A 17,676-nucleotide genomic window follows, 5' to 3' on the forward strand; every position below is an offset into this window, starting at 1 on the left:
GGCGAGCATGGATAGGTAAATTTTGCCGGAACCGTCGATGTCGAGCATCGGGCCCCAACCACGCAGGAAGTAGCCCTTGCTGATTGCCGTAAGGGTCTTGCCATGTTCGATAATGTTGGCGTGCCGGTTGTCGGTGTCGTCGAGAACATGAGTTACTTCATTTGTGATGAATGTGGCAAGCATCACAATATCTTCCGTCAGGGTGGCGGCGAGCGCATCGCCAAGAGCTGGGGAGTCCCTCTGATTGCGAAAGTTCCGCTTGAACCCGCAGTTGCCGATTGCGGTGACCAGGGGACTCCTGCCGTATTGCGCTACCCGAATTCCGAATCGGCAAAGGCGTTCATGCAGGCCGCTGATGCCATGGTGCGCACGCTTTCCGTGTTCAGAGCCGAAGGAGACGGTGTTCTCAAGACCTTCAATTACGAATTTGCGGAGCTTCCGGAGGAAGAAGTATGATCCAGCCTAAGAAAGTTTTCAGGACCAAGGACGGTTGTCTTGGATTTGAATGGAACGACGGCACGCGTGGTGCCGCCAGTGTCCGGAATCTGCGCCTGGCGTGTCCCTGTGCCTTGTGTGTAGATGAACATACCGGTGAAAAGATTCTTGACGACTCGACGGTGCCTTCCGATATTGCGCTAATGAAGATTCAGTCTATCGGACGCTATGCTGCGGGGCTTACCTTCAGCGACGGCCACAATTCGGGAATTTACCCTTACGATAAGTTATATAACTTGACGAAAATAAAGTAAAAAGACATATTTGTTATGCCTGCGAGGATTTTCCTCGACGAATTATAGGTGTGTATTTTTATGAGTGATGCAAACGAAGCGTTGTATTTTCGCGACTTGAATCGTTACCCGACCCTGACTCCCCAGGAAGAGTCGGCTCTTTTGTCGATTGTCAAGAACGGAGAGACCGAAGAAATACGCAAGTCGGCCTTGCAGCGCTTGATACGCGGTAACCTGCGCTTTGTGGTGAGTGTTGCCCGCAAGTATCAAGGCCGCGGACTTTCCCTGCTGGATTTGATTAACGAAGGAAACTTGGGCTTGTTCAAGGCGGCGAAGCGCTTTGATATGGACAAGGATGTCAAGTTTATCAGCTATGCCGTGTGGTGGATCCGCCAATCTATTCAGAAGGCTTTGTTTGAACAGGTGGGCGCGGTCCGAATTCCGCCCAACAAGCTTGCGCTGGTGAACCGCTTCAAGCGCGCGCTGATGCAGAACGATGGCGATTATGACCGAACGATTGCCATGGACGAATTTGCCCCCTTCGAAAAGGATATTGTTGAGGTCATGGAAAAGATCGTCGACATTTCCTTGGATGCTCCTATCGGTGATAGCACGACTGTTTCTGGCAGCAGTGAATCGGTCAGTACCCTGATGGACGTTCTTGGTACCGATGGTAACCAGGATGAAGAAATGGAAAAGGACGAGCGCAAGAAGCTCATCCAGGAAACATTGTCCGCTCTCCCTCAGCGCGAGGAAGAAATCCTCCGCATGTTCTACGGACTTGATACGGTGGAAGATACAACCCTCAAGGATATTGGCGAAGATTTGAAACTGAGTCGCGAACGCGTGCGTCAGATCAAGAACAAGACCTTGCGCCGTTTGCAGAAAAGCAAGGAACATAAAGAAAAGTTGGCCGATTTCCTGGATAAATAATGGCAAATTCCCCTTCTTCGGCTCGCAAGGCGGCCTATCTCTTTTTGACGCTCTGCTGTGGAGCTCTTCTTTCGATAGCGGGTTTTCGTCTTTACGACATGTATGGCCCAAACAAGATTGTTCTAGGCGGAGTTCCTTATGGCCTCCCGCCGGGCTCGGTTATCTTGCAGGGTGATGCTCCGGATTTCAATGAGGAAGTGTCGGGTCTGCCTATTCAGGTTCAGACGGAATTGCGCCGTGCAGTAGAACTGGCTCGGAGCGCGTCCTATGTAGCGTCGTACGATATTTTTGAAGGAATTCTCGTTCTTTATCCTGACCTGTTGCCGGCAATCTGGGGCGAAGTGAATGTTCTGTTTGAACTTCCGGAACTTTCTGAATCCCAGCGCGATCGACTGACTCTTTTGATTGGTAAGCTGCAGGGCCGTTTTCCGGGATCGGGAATATCCTCTTACCTTGAAAGCCGGACCCTCTGGCAGACCGGTAACGAGTCTGGCGCCTTGGAACTTGCGCGTCTTGCCGCGGATAAATCTCCGACGGTTCCGGAGATTCACCTGTGGCTTGGTTATCTGCTGATGAAAAATGGCGGCGTTGTCCAGGCGGGCAATGAAATAAAGACGGTTGTGAGCCTTACGGGGGGGGGCATGCCTCGGGCTTATGAACTGCTTGCTCAACTTTATCACCAGAATGGGCAACTGGATAGTTGTTCTGCCCTGGTGGAATATGCTCTGTCGCAGTATCCGGTTGATGCGGAACTTTTGCTGCTTCGCGGTTTCCTGAGCGAATACCAGGGACATTTCGACGCCGCGGAAAAACTTTATCAGCGCATCCTGGCGTTCAATCCTGATTTTCAACCGGCACGCGAAGCTGCCGCAACGCTCGGCGAAAAGTCTCCTCCCGGACCGGGGGCGGGCGTCGTTCTTTCCCCGCAGGACCGGGCTCAGACAGCTTGTGAAATTCTGGAACCTCTCGTGGAGCGCTATCCGGAAAATTTGCCACTACGCGAAGCTCTTGGCCGTGCCTATATGAAAGGTCGCCTTTTTGATCGTGCACGTCTGCAGTTCCAGGAGATAATGAAAGCGGATCCAGAATATCCCGATATCCAGCAGCGCATTCAAGAAGCTTCCGTGACCCGTCCTGCTCCGATCAGTAAGAATGACGGCTTGACGGCTAACCTGAATCGTGCGGTCGACAGTTTACGTGAATCCATGTCTCCGTCGGTTTCGCATGATTTTTCGACGATGCTTGGACATTATCTTGTACGTTATGGCGCAACTCCTCGCGAATTTTTCAAGAAGTATTCGATTTCAAATTTCAGGCCTGTCGCGAACAATGTGTGGCAGGAATCCTTCTATAGGGCTCCTTACAAGCACACCTATACCGTGGTGTTTGATTCGCTTAATCATTTCCGCGAAGTACATGTGGTTGTTTACGATTCTACGTCGAGTTCCAACCATCTGGGAATCGCACCGGAAATATTCAACCGCCTGCTTAAGCAGAATTCCAGAATCTCGGGTATCGGAAATAGTACCGGCGAAACTGATTGTGGCGATGGCCTCGTGTTGGATGCTGCTGTTTGGGAAACTCAGGATAACTTCGAGATGCTCGCTCGCGTGGTAGGGAAACCTGCTGAAGTGCGAATGGTCCGTTTTGACAAATCCGCCTTGCCGGCGGGGCTTAAACTTTGCGACTATAGCAAGTACCTGAATCAGTACTAGGATTTGGCAAAGAAACTTTTGTATCTTTACACTATGTTTCCGTTCCGCTATATAGCGCTGGCTTTGCTAGCCCTCGTTTTCGAGGGGTGTACTTGCTGTGCCTACTTGAACCACATGTTCAATGCAGAACGTCTGGATGAACAGGCCGGAGAAATGCGCGCCGCCCGTATGGACAGCATTCCCGATAGCGAAAATTCCTTGCCGGGTTCCGAAGAACGCCAGAAGTACGACAAGATTATTGAAAAAGGTTCCCGCGTGCTGGAACGTTTCCCCAAGAACAAGAAGCGTACCGCCGAGGCCGTATTCCTGATTGGAGAGGCCTTCCGCCACAAGCACGAATGGAGCAAGGCGATTACCAAGTACGACGAGTTTGAACGTTATTTTGCCGACCACGATTCCATGCAGGCCGTCGAATACCAGCGCGCCTATTGTCTTTACCGTAACCAGGAATATAATATCAGCCGGTTTGCTCTGGAGCCGGTCATAGCCTCCAAGGATCACCCCTACTATTTCCAGGGCTTGAACCTTTTGTCATTGCTGGATGAACAGGCGGAATTTCCTGACCAGGCGATAGCGTCGCTCGAGGCCGTCTTGGCGGACACTGCCGGAACGCCCTTTATGCGTGGCAAGGCCCACTTCAGACTGGCGGGCCTGTACTTCAAGAAGGAAAACTGGGACAAGGCCCGCGAACATTATACGGCCAAGGAAATCAAGGAGCTGAATGTCCGTGAACAGCAGACCGCGGGGGAACAGGCTGCAGAATGCCTGGTAAACCGTAAGGAATATTTGCAGGCTGCCGATGAATATAAGGAACTTTACAAGAATCCGGAATACGAATCAAAGCAACCCGATTACCTGGTACGCATTGGTGAAGTGACCATGCTTGCGGAACGTTACCCTGATGCGATTATCATATTGCAAAAGGTCAACTCGGAATATCCGCGTTCGGAGCATGCTTCGCGCAGTTACTTCTGCCTAGGTGACTACGAGCAGCATAAGACAATCGACTATGACAAGGCTGTCATCTATTATGATAGTAGCTTTATTTCGAGGACGATAAGCAAGTGGGGACAGGAAAGCCGCGAACGGCGTGACGCCCTGAGACGCCTTATCGCCATGCGTAACCAGAATGACAAGGAGCGTAAGGATTCTATTCCGAACGTGGATAATTTTTTCAAGTCAGAATTCCTGATTGCCGAACTCTTCCTGTTCAAATTATCCGAAGTGGATAGCGCCATGAAACGCCTTGACGCGGTCATTAATGAATCGGGAGATAGCCTCAAGACTCTTCGGGCTTCTTATGCAAAGGCCTTTATTTATGATGAATATATGCATGATCCCGATTCTGCGGAAGAAATATACAAGCAGATCATTGAAAAGTACCCGGATACGGAATATGCGAAACAGGCGCAGGCTAACCTGGGAATGCGCGTGACTCTGAAAACCCGCGAGGACTTGGCAAGAGAACGTTATATGGAGGCGGAAAGCCTTTGGACTGTCGCTTCAGAAATGCCGCTAAACCAGATGGACCTGGTGGATTCCGCCTATGCAAAGGCCTTTACGCTTTTTGACAGCCTGTATAGGGAATTCCCGGACACGCAGTCGGGAATACAGTCTCTCTATATGAAAGCTATCTATTTCCAGATGAATCCGGAACTTGCTGACAGCACCATGATGACTTACAAGACATTACGGGACAAGCATGGACAGACTCCTTGGGGCAAGGAAGCGGCCAAGAGGATGAATAATCGTCTGACCTTGACTGATCAGGATCTGGAACGCCTGCGCAAGCGCGTGAAAAGCAGCGAAGAACATATTAACAAAATGTCTGCCCAGTATTACGAAACCTTGAACAAGGCCCCCGAAGAAAAGAAGGCCGAGGTCAAGAGCAAGGAAGACGAAGTTCTTGAGAATACCTACAACAGCATGTATGATTTTGAATAAAAGATATATCGCGGCCGTCTTGGCGGCGACCATGCTTCTGTTGTCGGGCTGTGCGGCGGCTAATGCCAAGATTGCCTCGCGAAAGGGTTATGTGCGATTTCCAGGAAGGCATTATGCCTCGGGTGAAAAAGCCGAAATAGGAACCAAAATCGAAGGCGAAGCAAGTTATTACGGTCCTGGATTTCATGGAAAGCAGACTGCAAGTGGAGAAATTTTCGATCAGGACGATTACACCTGCGCCCACAAGACTCTTCCGTTTGGCACGGTGTTGAAGGTGGTCCGCAAGGACAATGGTGAAAGTGTCGAAGTCCGCGTAAATGACCGTGGTCCTTATGTGGGTGACCGCATTCTAGATTTGAGTGTTGCTGCAGGAAAGAAGATTGGCCTGGACAAGGTCGGTCATGCCTATGTGACCGCGACGGTTATCGAGTAATTTTTCCAATGTTTTAGAGTGTCATTTTATGACATATCTTGTTTCTATATTTTGCTGTACAGAAAGGTTCTTGATCGTTTGTGAGCTTTTCTATGAAAAGAGGAATATATGTACAGCAACTATGAATACAATCTTTGGAACAGCGGCTATAGATCTTTCAAGCGTCGCATCGATGAACAACTTCAGCTGAATGGATTCGATGGTTCCATTGTTGATGATGAAACTCTTCTGCCATATTACCGTATGGGTGAAAGCGAAACCTATGTTCTCTCGGCCCTTGGCTGTACTGTAGGACAGTAAGTTTCGTAAAAACGGCGCGATTATTTTGCCCTGTAGCTGACGAAACGGATGTTTCCGTTGTAGTCCTTGTGAATTCCTGCAAAATCAAGCCATGGATAGCAAGTGGCTTCGCTCTTCAGGATTTCCGCCTGTTCAGACCCGATTTCCAAAAGAATTGGGGCGTCTGCGTTTAGCTTGCCTTCGGTTTGTTGCAAGAGCTTGCGCACGAGCGTAAGGCCGTCCGGACCGCCATAGAGCGCGAGTGCCGGGTCGAACTTGTCGACTTCGGGTTGCAATTTACCCTTTTCCCCATCGGGAATGTAGGGAAGGTTTGCAATCAGGCAGTCTATTTTTGCGATGTCGGTCACGGCATCGAGCAAATCGCTTTGGGCAAACCTTAAATTCTCACCGAGACTGTTCGCTTCTGCATTTTCGCGGGCGAGCGAAAGTGCGTCTTCAGAAATGTCCGTGGCGAGCACTTTCGCTTCGGCGATTTCTTTCGCGCAGGCGATAGAAATCGCCCCTGTTCCCGTGCCCACTTCTACAATGAACGGGGCGTCGGTACCCTTGAGGCGTTCCTTCGCCATGTCAACAAGCATTTCCGTTTCGGGGCGCGGGATCAGTGCCCGCGGGTCGCACTTGATAATGAATCCGCGAAAGCTGGTGTCGCCGATAATGTGCTGCAGCGGTTCGCGGTTGGCGCGGCGTGCCACCATCTGGCGAAGCACATCGAGCTCTGCGTCGGTCAGCGGCTTTTCGAAGTTCAGGTAAATGTCCATGCGGGACTTCATTTGAAGTCCGTGACTGATGATGTACTCGGCGTCTAGGCGCGCGTCGGGAATACCCTTCTTTTCGAAGAATACCTTGGTGCGGTTCAAAATCTCAAGTACAGTCATCTGTGGCATTATAGACATTCCTATCGTGCGTCATTGCGAGGCCCCGTATGGGGGCCGCGGCAATCCATTAAGCGTTGAACTTTCCGAGTTTTTCCTGGGCATTTGCCATCTGGAGTCCGTTGATGATTTCATCGAGGTCGCCGGTGATGACCTTGTCCAGGTTGTACAGCGTAAGACCAATGCGGTGGTCGGTTACGCGGTTCTGCGGGAAGTTGTAGGTGCGGATTTTTGCGGAGCGGTCGCCAGTGCCCACCAGGGCCTTGCGGCTCGCGGCTTCTTCCTGTTCCTTCTTTGCAATCACGGCGTCCAAAATCTTGGAACGCAACATTTCCATGGCATGCAAGCGGTTCTGCAGCTGGCTACGTTCGGTCTGGCAGCTCACTACCACGCCTGTCGGAATGTGGGTGAGTCGCACGGCGGAGTCCGTCTTGTTGATGTACTGACCGCCCGCACCCGAAGAACGGTAGGTGTCCATGTGGATGTCGGCTTCGCGAATTTCCACGTCGACTTCTTCTGCTTCGGGGAGAATGGCGACGGTTGCGGCAGAGGTATGCACGCGGCCCTGGGTTTCAGTTTCGGGCACGCGCTGCACGCGGTGCACGCCGCTTTCGAACTTGAGCGTTCCGTATACGCTGTCGCCTTCAATGAATACGCGGATTTCCTTGTAACCGCCCACGGTGCCTTCGCTCGCATCCTGGATGGTCATTTTCCAGCCCATGCGGCTGCAGTAGCCCTGGTACATGCGGAACAGGTCTCCCGCAAACAGGGCGGATTCGTCGCCGCCGGTACCGCCGCGGATTTCGAGCGTGGCGTTGCGGTAGTCCCACGGGTCCTTCGGCACCATCAGAATCTGGAGCTCGTCGGTCACGCCCGGCAGCTTCTTCTCGATTTCCGAAATTTCGGATTTTGCCATCGCGACCATCTCGGGATCCGGGTCTCCGAGTGCTGCCTTGTATTCGGCGAGGTCGTTTACCAGTTGCAGGTATTCCTTCGCCTTCTGTACGGCCTTCTCGATACCCTTGTACTGCTTGTGAATCTTGTTGTAACGGGCCTGGTCAGAAAGAACGTCCGGATTCCCGAGTTCCGATTCCAGTTCCTCGTACTTTTCAATCAGTTTTTTTGCCTTGTCTTTCATCGGATGCAAATTTAGATATTTTACTAGATTTATCGTAGCGTATATAAGCAAAAGGAGACGCTATGAAATATGGAAAGATGATGGCGGGGGTGTTGCTGCTGTGGTCGCTTGCGATGATGGCCTGTTCGGACGATTCTTCTACGGGACCGTCTCTGGAAGAAATCCTGGCTGAATACACGGTCGCCTATGAATTCGACGATCTGGCGAATGTGGGCAAGGACTATTTCGGCAAGAACAATGCTGTCTTGGATGCAGACATGCCTGCCGTAAAGGTGGAGGACGGAACCCTTGTGCTTGACGGAACTTCGGGCCTGCACGTTCCCCTGAGCGATGACTTCAAGAGTTCCTACTTTGTTGTTGAAGTCCGCTTTATGGCGACCGACACCTTGCCGCTTTCCAATATCTTTTCTGCCGACCCTCCCGGTGCTGGAGTAGCTGGCTGGATGATTCGTCTGGATGGTTCGGAACTGAGGTTCCATATCCGTGGCGCAGGTGACTGGGAAATCTTCTCCGCGGGGAAAATTTCCCTGAACGAATGGCATACGGTACGTGTGGAATTTACCTCGGCAGATATGGGCGAATTGACTGTTATGGGATATGACTTGAAAGTAACCCTGGACGGGGAGGAACGCGTTTCGGAGGTCCTCTATTCGGATGCCGCCAACTTGCAGTTCGATTTGGGAATCGGTTATGACCCGCATCATCAGTCGCGGTACGAAGACCGCTTCTTTATCGGCAAGATAGACTACATCCGCTACGGGAATAGGTAATAGTTCTCCTGCATGCAAGTCAGCCCGATAGGCACATTCTACGGCGATGCCGTGTACAAGTACGATGCTCCCAGGCAGGGGCGCCTGTTTGCGGGGCATCCGGGCCGGATTGAATTGAATGCAGGGCAGAATTTTGAGATGGCGCTCCGCGACCTGGACGGTTTTGAACGCATCTGGGTGATTTTCCAGTTTCACGAGAACGAGGGATGGCGCCCGACGACGCGCCCGCCGGTACCGCCCAAGGGTAAAGACCGCGTGGGCACTTTTGCGAGCCGCAGCCCTTATCGCCCGAACCCTATCGGGCTCAGTTGCGTGCGGCTCCTGAAAATCGATGGCCTTACATTGTATGTAGACGAGGCAGACCTGCTGAACGGCACTCCGGTGCTCGACATCAAACCGTACATTCCGATGGCCGATGCGTTCCCCGATGCCAAGGCCGGCTGGGTTGAAGAACAGGTGGGCGATGTATGGGCTATCGAAATGTCCGAGGAGTTCGCCGCGCAAAACCGCTGGATTGCCGAACGCAGTGAATTCGACTTGGAAAGTTTTGCCCAGGTGCAACTTTCGCGTGGGAATTTTTCGAAAGATGTCTTTGACAGTTCACGTCGCCGCTTGACCGTAGACGAAAATGCCTGTACGGGCGTGCTGGCGTACCGCACCTTCCGCATTCATTTCAGTTATGACGAATCTGAACGCCAAGTGCTGCTGCAGCGTATTGCAAGCGGCTATTCTGCCGAAGATTTAAAGCTCGGGGCCGAAGACAAGTACGGCGACAAGGATTTGCATCGCGCATTTAATTTAAACTTCAAGTAGCCCGCCATTTGCAGCGAGTGATTGAATGTCCCGTCGGCCATCTTGGCCTGCAGTTCTTCGTCTGAAAGCTCGAGCGACTCAATGTCTTCGGTGCTGTCAAAGTGGGTGTTTCCGCCTTTTACAACGCCATCAATGAATACCACATGGAACTTGCCGCGATGCCTGTCCGGATTCACCGGTAATGTCCCGATGAACCTGACTGTGTCATTCTGAGCGGACCCTGGAGCGCATAGCGCGATAGGGGTAGTCGAAGAATCTATGCAGTATCCGCATTCCTCCTGCAGTTCGCGGAGCGCGGCCTGTTCCGGCGTTTCGCTCTTGTCGATGATGCCCGCGGGGAATTCGAGCGCGATTTTCCCGGTGCCGTGGCGGTACTGTTCCGTCATGACCCATTTGCCTTCTGCGGTACGCGCGAGAATCAGCACCCAGTCGGGTTGCCATAGCGTGTAGAAGTCGTCGATGACCTTGCCGTTCGGGAGTTCGCAGGTCTCCTTCGCGACCTTGAGCCAGGGGGCGTCTACCAGGTATTCCGTTTTGAGCAGTTTCCAGGGTTTCATATCGTGATGCTTTCCGCCGGGATTACCCTTCCAGCTTATTCTTCAGGTAGTGCCTTGCGGTCCACGTGAAATATAATATGTCGGCGATTACAAGTGCGACGGCGCAGGTGAAAAATACCTGCTGGTGCATGCCGAAATGCCCCGCCATCGAACCGCCAGCGAGGATTCCCGCGCCGATACCGATGTCCCAGCCAGAGAGGTAGGTGCTGTTCGCGGTGCCGCGCTGGTCGTGGCGGGCGAGGTTCACGCACATCGTCTGGTAGCCCGGGAAAATAAGTCCGAGGCTCGTGCCGATGAGGAATGCCGATGCGAAGAAGGTGACGGGCGAGTGGCTAAAGGCGAGCAGGAAGTATGCGACGATGTTGAGCGTCATGCCGGTGCCCACCAGGTGAATCAGGTAGCCGCGGTCAATCAGGCGCCCGGTCATAACGCGGTTCAAGATGAGCCCTGCCGCGATGAGCGCATAGAACCAGCCGGAACCGCCAATGCCCAGTTCCTTCGCGTAGAGCGCGATGTAGTTCGTGACGGGCCCGTAGGCGAACCCTACGAAGATGAAGTTCACGAACTGCGGGATGGCGCGCGTGAGGAAGAACCTGTCGAGCGAAAGCGGTGCGTGCGGCTTTTTCTCCTTGCGGGGAACGTTCAGGGTCTGCACGAGAACGAGCCCGATGATGCAGAGCGCGATGGAAATGATAAACACGATGGTGTCGCCGAAGGCCTCGTACAGGAACATGCCCGTCATCGGGCCGGTCGCGAACGCGAGATTCACGCTAATCCCGAAATAACCGATGCCTTCCCCGCGGCGGCTTGCGGGGAGCGCGTCGATAGCCACCGTGTTGCTTGCGGTACTCGAAATCCCGAAGAAGAGACCGTGGGCAAAGCGCACTGCGGCAAGAATCGGCAGGATGGCCACCGTCTTGTAGCCCAAGAAACATGCGGTAAACGCGAAGAACGTCCAGAAGTACAGCGGCTTGCGGGAAAGCGTATCCACGAGGAAACCCGCGAAGGGCCTGCAGGCGAGTGCCCCGATGGTGTAGAGCGAGATGATGAACCCAGCGGTTGCGTTGTCGGTCTGGAACTTCTCGATAATGTAGAGCGGCAGAATCGGCAACAGCTGGTAGAAACTGAAGAACAGCAGAAAGTTCGCGGCGGCGACCGTTACGAAGTTGCGTGTCCAGAGAGCGGGCTTTTGTGCTGTTAGTATTTCTGCTGGCATTATCCATCCTCAATGAGTAATGTGAAATGTGTAGTGTTTAATTTCTCATCCCACATTTCACATCTCATTTCCTCTCCAGCATCACGATGGTTTCGAGATGCGGGGTGCCGGGGAACAGGTCGAGCGGCTGCACCTCGCGCACGCGGTAACCGTAGCGCTCCCATTCCTTGAGCGAGGCGGGAATTTCGTCGGTGCCACAGAAAACATGGCACACGCGAATTGGTTTCCTCATTGCGAGCGCGTGAATTACGCCGGGTTCGCAGCCCTTGCGCGGCGGGTCCAGAAGAATTTTTTCCGGTTCGTTCACGATCGGCCGCGGCAGCCGCGTCTGCACGAACATTTCGTCGATCTTGCCAGCGATAAAGCGGTAAGATTTTTTGAGGTGCTTGGCTGAAGCCTTCGCACAATCAATCGACGGACCTTCCCATTCCACACCGAGAACGTCCTTGGCGGCTTCGCCGAGCGCAAAGCTGAACAGACCGTAACCGCAGTACAAATCCAGAAAGTGATCTTCCTTGGAAAGCGAGAGCATGCGGCTCGCGGCCTTGATGAGGTTGTGAATTTGGCTTTCGTTAATCTGGCTGAATCCCGTGACGGGGTAGCGCAGGCTGAACTTGCCGAGCGATAGGCTCATTTCACGCGGACCATAGAGTTGCTTGAAGTTGAGGCCTTCGGTCGGTCGCTTCGATTCCAGGTAGTAATCCGATTCGGTCGTATCTACGTAGGCGTGAGCCGCCGTCACCTTGAAAGGGGTTTGCTTCAGGGCATCCGAAATCAGCTTGAGCTTGCGCACGATGCTTGCGTCAATCTTCTTGATGTTGAAAATCACCACGCGGTACTGGTATGTGCCGCGGATAATGATCCAGTTGAGCGCATAGGCGAGCGGCTTGTATGCGGGCGTAATCAGCTTCTCGAACAGGAAGTTGTAAATCTTGTTGTGTTCTTCTGGTTCGAGCATTGAGTCCTGGCGGTCGAACTGCAGGTTGCCCGGTTGCATGAACACACGACGTTTGCTCGTGGTGCGATAGGCGCGTGGGAGCGGACTCGCGATGACTTTCTGTGGCGTCCCGGCGAGGCGGTTCACGTCCCAGAACTCCTGGATGGCGTCGTTCTTGATGTGGAGTTCTTCCTTGTAGTCTAGCATGGCGAGCGATTCGCCGTGGGCGGAGTCGGCTTCGCGGGTGTAGCCCGGAATCTGATGTGCGATGGCTTGTTCGAAGAACATGGAAACCTCTTTTCTCAAGAGAAAATTTAGAAATTATTTGTTATTTCCCAAATAGTGAAATTCTTACAAAAAAAGACCCCTCGAACGAGGGGTCTAAGAGCGGCGGACCGGGATCGAACCGGCAACCATTAGCTTGGAAGGCTAAGGCTCTACCATTGAGCTACCGCCGCGAGCAAGTCCAATTATACAAAATTTCGCCCATTTTCAAAGGGGTTCGTAAAAAACTATTGGAGTTTTTTGCAAAAAATGCTATCTTTACCGCCAAAATAACCATTTACCTAGAGGTAGCTTAACTTGGCGTTACAAAACCCCCGCGACCGCCGCATGCCGAACAGACAGAGCGACGGAACCCGTATTAACGAAGACATTCGTATTTCCCCGATCCGTCTTGTAAAAGAAGATGGCGAGGCTGTCATCATGGATACCAAACAGGCTCTCCAGATGGCCAAGGACGCCGGACTGGACCTGGTGGAAGTGTCTCCCAATGCTAAGCCGCCTGTATGCCGTATCATCAACTACGGCAAATACAAGTTTGAACAGATCAAGAAGGCCAAGGCCGCAAAGGCCAAGCAGCACGTGGTGAAGCTTAAAGAAATCAAGATGCACCCGAAGACTGCCGAGAACGACTACCAGTACAGGATTAAGCAGGCAGCCGAGTTCTTGCAGGATGGCATGAAGGTCAAGCTTATTATGCAGTTCCGTGGGCGTGAAATGGCGCACATGGACTACGGCAAACGCCTGATGGAGCGTGCCAAGGAAGACTTGCTCCAGTACGGCGACTTGGAAATGGATTCGAGGGTTGAAGGTAATACAATGCTTTCGATCTACGGTCCGAAACGCGGTGCAGGCTCTGCTAAAAAGCAGGATCAGGCACCAAAGCCCGTAACCGAGCCCATGGCAGCAGGTGAGGCTTCAACTTAATAACCCAAGAGGTAAAAATGCCTAAGATGAAAACACACAGCGGTGCTAAGAAGCGCTTCCGCCTGACTGGCTCCGGCCACGTCAAGTTCAAGCGTGCTGGCATGCGCCACATTCTTGCCAAGATGTCCACGAAGCGTAAGCGTAACCTGCGTAAGGGCGCTCTCGTTAAGAAAGTCGATGTTTACCATGTCAAGCGTCTGCTTGTCGTTGCATAAGGAGTGTAAGAATGCCACGCGCTAAAACCAGAGTTCCTTCCCGCGAACGCCGCAAAAAAATCCTTAAGGCCGCCAAGGGTTTCTATGGCCGTCGCAAGAGCAATCTTCGCCTTGCTATTGACGCCGTAGCCCACGCCGGTCAGTATGCCTACGCTCACCGCCGTGACAAGAAGGGTGACTTCCGCTCTCTGTGGATTGTCCGCCTCAATGCCGCTGTCCGTGAACATGGCATCAGCTACAGCCAGTTCATTTACAAGCTTTCCAAGGCCAACATCAAGATGAACCGCAAGGTTCTCGCTGACATGGCCGTCGCCGATCCGGCAGCATTTGCCAAGGTCGTGGAAACTGTGAAGGCTGCCTAAGTGAACCGTAGTCGCCAAGCGCAAGCTGGCGACGAAGGTGAGAGTGAGGCGATATCGTAGTTTATTAGCTGCAATAGAGCCGAACGGTCTGTAAGCTTCATCTTCACGCGAGAAAAAGCACCCTGCTTCTGCAGGGTGTTTTTCGTTCTAAGGAATCGGCAAAGGCCGTTCCCGTTAAAAGAAATCTATATCCAGTTCGGTCTTCTTGCGGCCAGCAGGTTCAATGACTGCCGCGGAAAATTTTGCCACGCTGAATAATTTGTTTGTGATTGCGACGACTTCTTCTTCAGGCATGGCGTTGATGAGCTTTTCGGAATGTTCCATGGAGTGGAATTCACCCAAGTGCAGCACTTGTTCGGCCATGCGCACGACGCGCTTTTCGGGGCTGTCGGCGCCCAAGTACATGGCGCCGAGGATGTTCGTCTTGGTGCGTTCGTATTCACCCTTGTTGAACCCGCGCTTTAAGAAACTTCTGGTTTCGTTGAGGGAAAGGTCGAGGGCCGTTTTCAACTGGTGCGGTTCGGTGGCGAGTGAAACACCCCAGTCGGTACAGTCGAGGTAAACGTCGGCGGTCGAATACACGGAGTAGGCAAGGCCCTTGTCTTCACGAATTTTCTGGAACAGGCGGCTGGCCATGCCGGCCCCCATCGCTACGTTAAAGAGCGAAAGGGCGCAGCGGGCGCGTTCGTCCATCAGGCTGCGGTCAAAGCTTAATCCCCAGAAAAGGTTCGATTGCGCAATGTCTTGCTTCTGCACGACTTTCACGCTGTTGCTTGCCTTGTAAATATCGGTGGGTGTAGTGCCGTTCACTTTCTTTTGTGCGAATTTTTCTGCACAAAGGTCTACAAGTTCTTCGTGGTTGACTTTACCCGAGGCGCAAATCAGGAGCGGAATCTCGTTGATGACTTGCTCCTTGTACTTGAGCATCTGCTTGTGGGTGAGCGCCTTGACTTGCTTGATGTTGCCGGTAATGGAGTGCGCGATGCCGCAACCCTTAAAGTGAATGGCATTGAACACATCGCCCACGATTTCTTCGGGAATGTCGTCGTAGCTGTGGATTTCTTCGATGATCACGCGGCGTTCTTTTTCCATTTCCTTCTTGTCCATGCGCGGGTGCATGAGCATGTCGGCAATCACGTCGATCGCAAGCGGCAAGTGGCTGCGTTCAATTTGCGCGTAGAATCCCGTTTCTTGGCGGGTGGTGTAGGCTTCCAGGTTCCCGCCCTTGTCTTCGATAGCGCGGGCGATTTCAAGTGCGCTACGATTTTCGGTTCCCTTGAATACCAGGTGCTCGTAAAAGTGACTCAGGCCAAATTCGTCTTTCGCTTCGTGACGCGATCCGCGCGGCACCCAGACGCCAACCGCAACCGAATAAGCGTGCGGCATGTAGTCCGTTAAAATCGTGATTCCGTTATCGAGAACTGTTTTCTTTACAATCTGTTTCATATTTATTAGTAGGAAGTAGGCAGTAGGCGGTAGGAAGTGGTTTGTAATTAAGAAAGCGCTGTTCCTCTTTTGCTGGCGTATTCCCTGTGTTGCTTCTTTACTTCTTCGCTCACGTTCATGCAGCCTTGCAATTTATAATAAAAGTCTTCGAGTTGTTGCATGCTGTAAATGGTCTTGCGGCCCGTGATGCGCTTGAGTAGAGCGTCTTGCAATTCGCTGCAGTGGACGATGCTCCAGAATTCGTTATCCTTGGGCACTTTTCGTAAGGTACAACGATCGCTGAATACCACGAACGAAATAAAGTGCGCCTGCTCGTGACGAATCTTGAGGAAATGTTCTAGCGCCAAGATGTGTCCGATGTTTTGACGAATCGGGTTATGGAACGTATGCTCGGTGCGCTCGTTCAGGTGCTGCGTCCAGCGCTCGTTTTCGAGGTCGCCCACGATTTCGCCCGAAAGGTTCTTGCTTTCGAGAACGTAAATGCCCGACTGGTGCAAGAGCAACGCGTCGATTTCGGTGTAGCCTGCGCGGGCCGGAATGTAGAGGTTCCGCATCAGAACGTACCGGCGCTTGTCGGTGTCGCAGACGCGGGCGGTCAAAGCCATCATGGCCGCTTCGCCAAAAATGCCGCGTGGGTCGTTGGCGATGCGCTCGTCATTGAATTTCGGATCCGGCTTAAAGAAGTTTTCGCTGCGGGTAGGTGCGTGCGTGATGCCGTAACCTCCTAATTCAAAAGGTTTGTCCAGTCCGCGAATGCCGTCGCTCAAGCCTTTACGGCGTTCCTGCTCAAAATCGCGGAAAGTCTTGCGTCGGCCATCGCCGTGAAACATTTTCGGATTCTTCTTCGGCGATTTGCCCTTGATCTTAAAAAAAACGAGGGCGAGCAACAGAATGATGCCGATGAGGGTCGAAAAAGTCATGCCGCAAGTATAGTAAAAAAGAGGCTCGCTGGAGCGAACCTCTTGCTTTTACTTAAACTCTTCCGAAACGGCGGGTTTTGCGGAAAGGCTTGTCGCCAAAGCTTCGCTCGTCGTGGTCTTTGCGGAACGGGCGGTCTTCGAACTTGCCTAGCTTGCGATCGGCGAACATCTTTTCGCGGCGGGCCTTACGGTTTTCGAAAGGTTTATCGTCGAATTTTTTGCTGTGGCGGTCACCGAAGTCCTTGCGGCCTTCGCCGCGGTGGAAACTGCGACGGTCTTCGCGGCTCGCGCGCGGGCGCGTTCCCGGAGCGGGGCCGGTAGGCGGTTCGTCGGTCATTAGGCGGAATCTGGATTCATTGCCGCGAATCGTCATGTCGGCGAGAATGTCGAGGACTTCTTGCGGCATGGTTTCGGGGAGTTCCACGGTGCTGAACTTGTCGAACAGCTTGATGCGCCCGATGTTGGAACTGCTGATGTTGCCTTCGCCGGCGATAGCGCCTACGATGTCTCTAGGCGTCACGTGGTCGCGGCGGCCTACACCTAGGTAGTAGCGCAGGTAGCCTTCTTCGACGCCGTTCGCGCCTTCATTGCGTTCCTTGCGGAGGCGGCTCTTTTCTTCGCGGTCGAGGCCAAAGTTGTCGTTGCTGCGATCGCGACGTTCACCTCTTTCGCGCGGAACGTCAAGCGGCTTGAGTTCCGGGAATAGCGGCTGCTTTTTCTGCCAAATCTTGATGACGGCGGCAGCGATGTCAATAGCGGTTAATGTTTCGTTAGATCCTTCGACTTCGCTATCGCTTCGTTCAGGGTGACACGTGGGGGAGGGTGTCTCGCTGTCAGCATCGGCTTCCTGTTTTTGCAAACCCTTCTTTATTTTTTCAGCGATCCCTGCCGGGTTCATCAAGAATTCCTTGGCGAACGCAATGGCTTCTTCTACCACGGAATCCGGGTGCTTTCCGCTCCAGCTGGCGACCAAGTCGCCCGAAGTGCTGCCCAGTTCCTTGCCCTCGCGAATTTCTTGCCCCATCTTCAAGGCGAGCAAAAGCCCGAGTTCAAAGGCGCGGGGCTCGCTTTTGCCTTCTAAAAGTTTTTCGACGCGCTCGATGCGCTGTTCAAAGGGAATGTTTTCGAGTTCAGCAAGGTCTTTTTCAGAAATCATAGCCCAAAAATA

21 protein-coding genes and 1 tRNA gene are annotated in these 17,676 nt (G+C 52.8%); 12 read left to right on the forward strand and 10 right to left on the reverse strand.

Annotated elements, in window-relative coordinates:
- Positions 1-183: hypothetical protein (locus Q0628_RS11070; protein ID WP_298771033.1), on the reverse strand; the 183-nt coding region annotated here is incomplete at its 3' end.
- On the opposite strand from Q0628_RS11070, the gene Q0628_RS11075 reads away from it, so the two are divergent.
- From Q0628_RS11075 to Q0628_RS11105, 7 genes are all read left to right on the forward strand, one after another.
- Positions 103-456 carry a P-loop NTPase gene (locus Q0628_RS11075; protein WP_298770997.1) on the forward strand — a complete coding sequence of 118 codons (354 nt, stop codon included), beginning with the start codon at positions 103-105 and terminating at the stop codon, positions 454-456. The genes Q0628_RS11070 and Q0628_RS11075 overlap by 81 nt on opposite strands.
- The gene (locus tag Q0628_RS11080; protein ID WP_298770999.1) at positions 453-749 is read left to right on the forward strand and encodes a DUF971 domain-containing protein; all 297 of its coding nucleotides are present in this window, start codon (positions 453-455) and stop codon (positions 747-749) included. Before Q0628_RS11075 ends, Q0628_RS11080 begins: the two co-directional genes overlap by 4 nt.
- 60 nt (positions 750-809) lie before the next feature.
- Positions 810-1,661 (forward strand): RNA polymerase sigma factor RpoD/SigA, encoded by an 852-nt coding sequence (locus Q0628_RS11085; protein ID WP_298771001.1) that lies wholly within the window; start codon positions 810-812, stop codon positions 1,659-1,661.
- A complete protein-coding gene (locus Q0628_RS11090) occupies positions 1,661-3,376 on the forward strand; it encodes a hypothetical protein (RefSeq protein ID WP_298771002.1) in 1,716 nt (571 codons plus the stop codon). Before Q0628_RS11085 ends, Q0628_RS11090 begins: the two co-directional genes overlap by 1 nt.
- A 33-nt stretch (positions 3,377-3,409) precedes the next feature.
- On the forward strand, positions 3,410-5,320 hold the full coding sequence (locus Q0628_RS11095) for a tetratricopeptide repeat protein (RefSeq protein WP_298771004.1): 1,911 nt from the start codon (positions 3,410-3,412) through the stop codon (positions 5,318-5,320).
- 31 nt (positions 5,321-5,351) lie between these two features.
- Entirely contained in the window at positions 5,352-5,753 is a 402-nt protein-coding gene (locus Q0628_RS11100; RefSeq protein WP_298771005.1) for a septal ring lytic transglycosylase RlpA family protein, read from the forward strand.
- A gap of 108 nt (positions 5,754-5,861) precedes the next feature.
- Positions 5,862-6,053, forward strand: a complete 192-nt coding sequence (locus tag Q0628_RS11105; protein ID WP_298771007.1) for a hypothetical protein — start codon at positions 5,862-5,864, stop codon at positions 6,051-6,053.
- A 20-nt stretch (positions 6,054-6,073) separates the two neighbouring features.
- Here the strand turns inward: Q0628_RS11105 and prmC are convergent, their stop codons facing one another.
- Together prmC and prfA are read right to left on the reverse strand one after the other, a co-directional pair.
- Positions 6,074-6,937 carry a peptide chain release factor N(5)-glutamine methyltransferase gene (prmC, locus tag Q0628_RS11110; protein ID WP_298771009.1) on the reverse strand — a complete coding sequence of 288 codons (864 nt, stop codon included), beginning with the start codon at positions 6,935-6,937 and terminating at the stop codon, positions 6,074-6,076.
- Positions 6,938-6,995: 58 nt separating this feature from the next.
- Complete coding sequence (prfA, locus tag Q0628_RS11115) at positions 6,996-8,063, reverse strand: peptide chain release factor 1 (protein ID WP_298771011.1); 1,068 nt, start codon at positions 8,061-8,063, stop codon at positions 6,996-6,998.
- Positions 8,064-8,125: 62 nt separating this feature from the next.
- Between prfA and Q0628_RS11120 the strand changes: the two genes are divergently transcribed.
- The gene (locus Q0628_RS11120) at positions 8,126-8,833 is read left to right on the forward strand and encodes a hypothetical protein (RefSeq protein ID WP_298771013.1); all 708 of its coding nucleotides are present in this window, start codon (positions 8,126-8,128) and stop codon (positions 8,831-8,833) included.
- A 12-nt stretch (positions 8,834-8,845) separates the two neighbouring features.
- The gene (gene tsaA, locus Q0628_RS11125; protein ID WP_298771015.1) at positions 8,846-9,646 is read left to right on the forward strand and encodes a tRNA (N6-threonylcarbamoyladenosine(37)-N6)-methyltransferase TrmO; all 801 of its coding nucleotides are present in this window, start codon (positions 8,846-8,848) and stop codon (positions 9,644-9,646) included.
- Here the strand turns inward: tsaA and Q0628_RS11130 are convergent.
- The 4 genes from Q0628_RS11130 to Q0628_RS11145 all read right to left on the reverse strand — a co-directional run bounded on the left by Q0628_RS11130 (position 9,559) and on the right by Q0628_RS11145 (position 12,814).
- Positions 9,559-10,203, reverse strand: a complete 645-nt coding sequence (locus tag Q0628_RS11130; protein ID WP_298771017.1) for an NUDIX hydrolase — start codon at positions 10,201-10,203, stop codon at positions 9,559-9,561. The genes tsaA and Q0628_RS11130 overlap by 88 nt on opposite strands.
- Before the next feature lie 22 nt (positions 10,204-10,225).
- Positions 10,226-11,419, reverse strand: a complete 1,194-nt coding sequence (locus Q0628_RS11135; protein WP_298771019.1) for an MFS transporter — start codon at positions 11,417-11,419, stop codon at positions 10,226-10,228.
- Between the two features lie 64 nt (positions 11,420-11,483).
- A complete protein-coding gene (locus tag Q0628_RS11140; RefSeq protein ID WP_298771021.1) occupies positions 11,484-12,644 on the reverse strand; it encodes a class I SAM-dependent RNA methyltransferase in 1,161 nt (386 codons plus the stop codon).
- A 98-nt stretch (positions 12,645-12,742) separates the two neighbouring features.
- A tRNA-Gly gene (locus tag Q0628_RS11145) sits at positions 12,743-12,814 on the reverse strand.
- A 124-nt stretch (positions 12,815-12,938) separates the two neighbouring features.
- Here Q0628_RS11145 and infC point away from each other — a divergent pair.
- Genes infC through rplT form a run of 3 tightly spaced genes read left to right on the forward strand, consistent with a single transcriptional unit; the run spans position 12,939 to position 14,142 of the window.
- Positions 12,939-13,565: a translation initiation factor IF-3 gene (infC, locus tag Q0628_RS11150; protein ID WP_298771023.1), complete on the forward strand. Its 627-nt coding sequence runs from the start codon at positions 12,939-12,941 to the stop codon at positions 13,563-13,565.
- A gap of 17 nt (positions 13,566-13,582) precedes the next feature.
- Positions 13,583-13,780, forward strand: coding sequence for a 50S ribosomal protein L35 (gene rpmI / locus Q0628_RS11155; protein ID WP_072800243.1), 198 nt, complete (start codon positions 13,583-13,585; stop codon positions 13,778-13,780).
- 11 nt (positions 13,781-13,791) lie between these two features.
- Positions 13,792-14,142, forward strand: a complete 351-nt coding sequence (rplT, locus tag Q0628_RS11160) for a 50S ribosomal protein L20 (RefSeq protein WP_298771025.1) — start codon at positions 13,792-13,794, stop codon at positions 14,140-14,142.
- A 174-nt stretch (positions 14,143-14,316) separates the two neighbouring features.
- Here rplT and Q0628_RS11165 read toward each other — a convergent pair whose 3' ends face one another.
- From Q0628_RS11165 to Q0628_RS11175, 3 genes are all read right to left on the reverse strand, one after another.
- Positions 14,317-15,588, reverse strand: a complete 1,272-nt coding sequence (locus tag Q0628_RS11165; RefSeq protein ID WP_298771027.1) for a pitrilysin family protein — start codon at positions 15,586-15,588, stop codon at positions 14,317-14,319.
- A 47-nt stretch (positions 15,589-15,635) separates the two neighbouring features.
- Positions 15,636-16,508, reverse strand: coding sequence for a nuclease-related domain-containing protein (locus Q0628_RS11170; RefSeq protein ID WP_298771029.1), 873 nt, complete (start codon positions 16,506-16,508; stop codon positions 15,636-15,638).
- Positions 16,509-16,560: 52 nt separating this feature from the next.
- The coding region (locus Q0628_RS11175) for a DbpA RNA binding domain-containing protein (RefSeq protein ID WP_298771031.1) at positions 16,561-17,676 on the reverse strand (1,116 nt) is incomplete at its 5' end.

Origin of the sequence: uncultured Fibrobacter sp. (assembly GCF_937877005.1) — a bacterium.
GTDB lineage: Bacteria > Fibrobacterota > Fibrobacteria > Fibrobacterales > Fibrobacteraceae > Fibrobacter.

Excerpts from the sequence above, each read along its gene's own strand:
- Q0628_RS11100 (WP_298771005.1), top strand. The coding sequence starts at position 5,352 with ATGCTTCTGTTGTCGGGCTGTGCGGCGGCTAATGCCAAGATTGCCTCG.
- Q0628_RS11090 (WP_298771002.1), top strand. The coding sequence starts at position 1,661 with ATGGCAAATTCCCCTTCTTCGGCTCGCAAGGCGGCCTATCTCTTTTTG.
- Q0628_RS11165 (WP_298771027.1), bottom strand. The coding sequence starts at position 15,588 with ATGAAACAGATTGTAAAGAAAACAGTTCTCGATAACGGAATCACGATT.
- Q0628_RS11075 (WP_298770997.1), top strand. The coding sequence starts at position 103 with ATGTTCGATAATGTTGGCGTGCCGGTTGTCGGTGTCGTCGAGAACATG.
- Q0628_RS11080 (WP_298770999.1), top strand. The coding sequence starts at position 453 with ATGATCCAGCCTAAGAAAGTTTTCAGGACCAAGGACGGTTGTCTTGGA.
- Q0628_RS11085 (WP_298771001.1), top strand. The coding sequence starts at position 810 with ATGAGTGATGCAAACGAAGCGTTGTATTTTCGCGACTTGAATCGTTAC.
- Q0628_RS11130 (WP_298771017.1), bottom strand. The coding sequence starts at position 10,203 with ATGAAACCCTGGAAACTGCTCAAAACGGAATACCTGGTAGACGCCCCC.
- prfA (WP_298771011.1), bottom strand. The coding sequence starts at position 8,063 with ATGAAAGACAAGGCAAAAAAACTGATTGAAAAGTACGAGGAACTGGAA.
- Q0628_RS11135 (WP_298771019.1), bottom strand. The coding sequence starts at position 11,419 with ATGCCAGCAGAAATACTAACAGCACAAAAGCCCGCTCTCTGGACACGC.
- Q0628_RS11105 (WP_298771007.1), top strand. The coding sequence starts at position 5,862 with ATGTACAGCAACTATGAATACAATCTTTGGAACAGCGGCTATAGATCT.
- rpmI (WP_072800243.1), top strand. The coding sequence starts at position 13,583 with ATGCCTAAGATGAAAACACACAGCGGTGCTAAGAAGCGCTTCCGCCTG.
- Q0628_RS11095 (WP_298771004.1), top strand. The coding sequence starts at position 3,410 with ATGTTTCCGTTCCGCTATATAGCGCTGGCTTTGCTAGCCCTCGTTTTC.
- tsaA (WP_298771015.1), top strand. The coding sequence starts at position 8,846 with ATGCAAGTCAGCCCGATAGGCACATTCTACGGCGATGCCGTGTACAAG.
- Q0628_RS11170 (WP_298771029.1), bottom strand. The coding sequence starts at position 16,508 with ATGACTTTTTCGACCCTCATCGGCATCATTCTGTTGCTCGCCCTCGTT.
- rplT (WP_298771025.1), top strand. The coding sequence starts at position 13,792 with ATGCCACGCGCTAAAACCAGAGTTCCTTCCCGCGAACGCCGCAAAAAA.
- Q0628_RS11120 (WP_298771013.1), top strand. The coding sequence starts at position 8,126 with ATGAAATATGGAAAGATGATGGCGGGGGTGTTGCTGCTGTGGTCGCTT.
- prmC (WP_298771009.1), bottom strand. The coding sequence starts at position 6,937 with ATGCCACAGATGACTGTACTTGAGATTTTGAACCGCACCAAGGTATTC.
- Q0628_RS11140 (WP_298771021.1), bottom strand. The coding sequence starts at position 12,644 with ATGTTCTTCGAACAAGCCATCGCACATCAGATTCCGGGCTACACCCGC.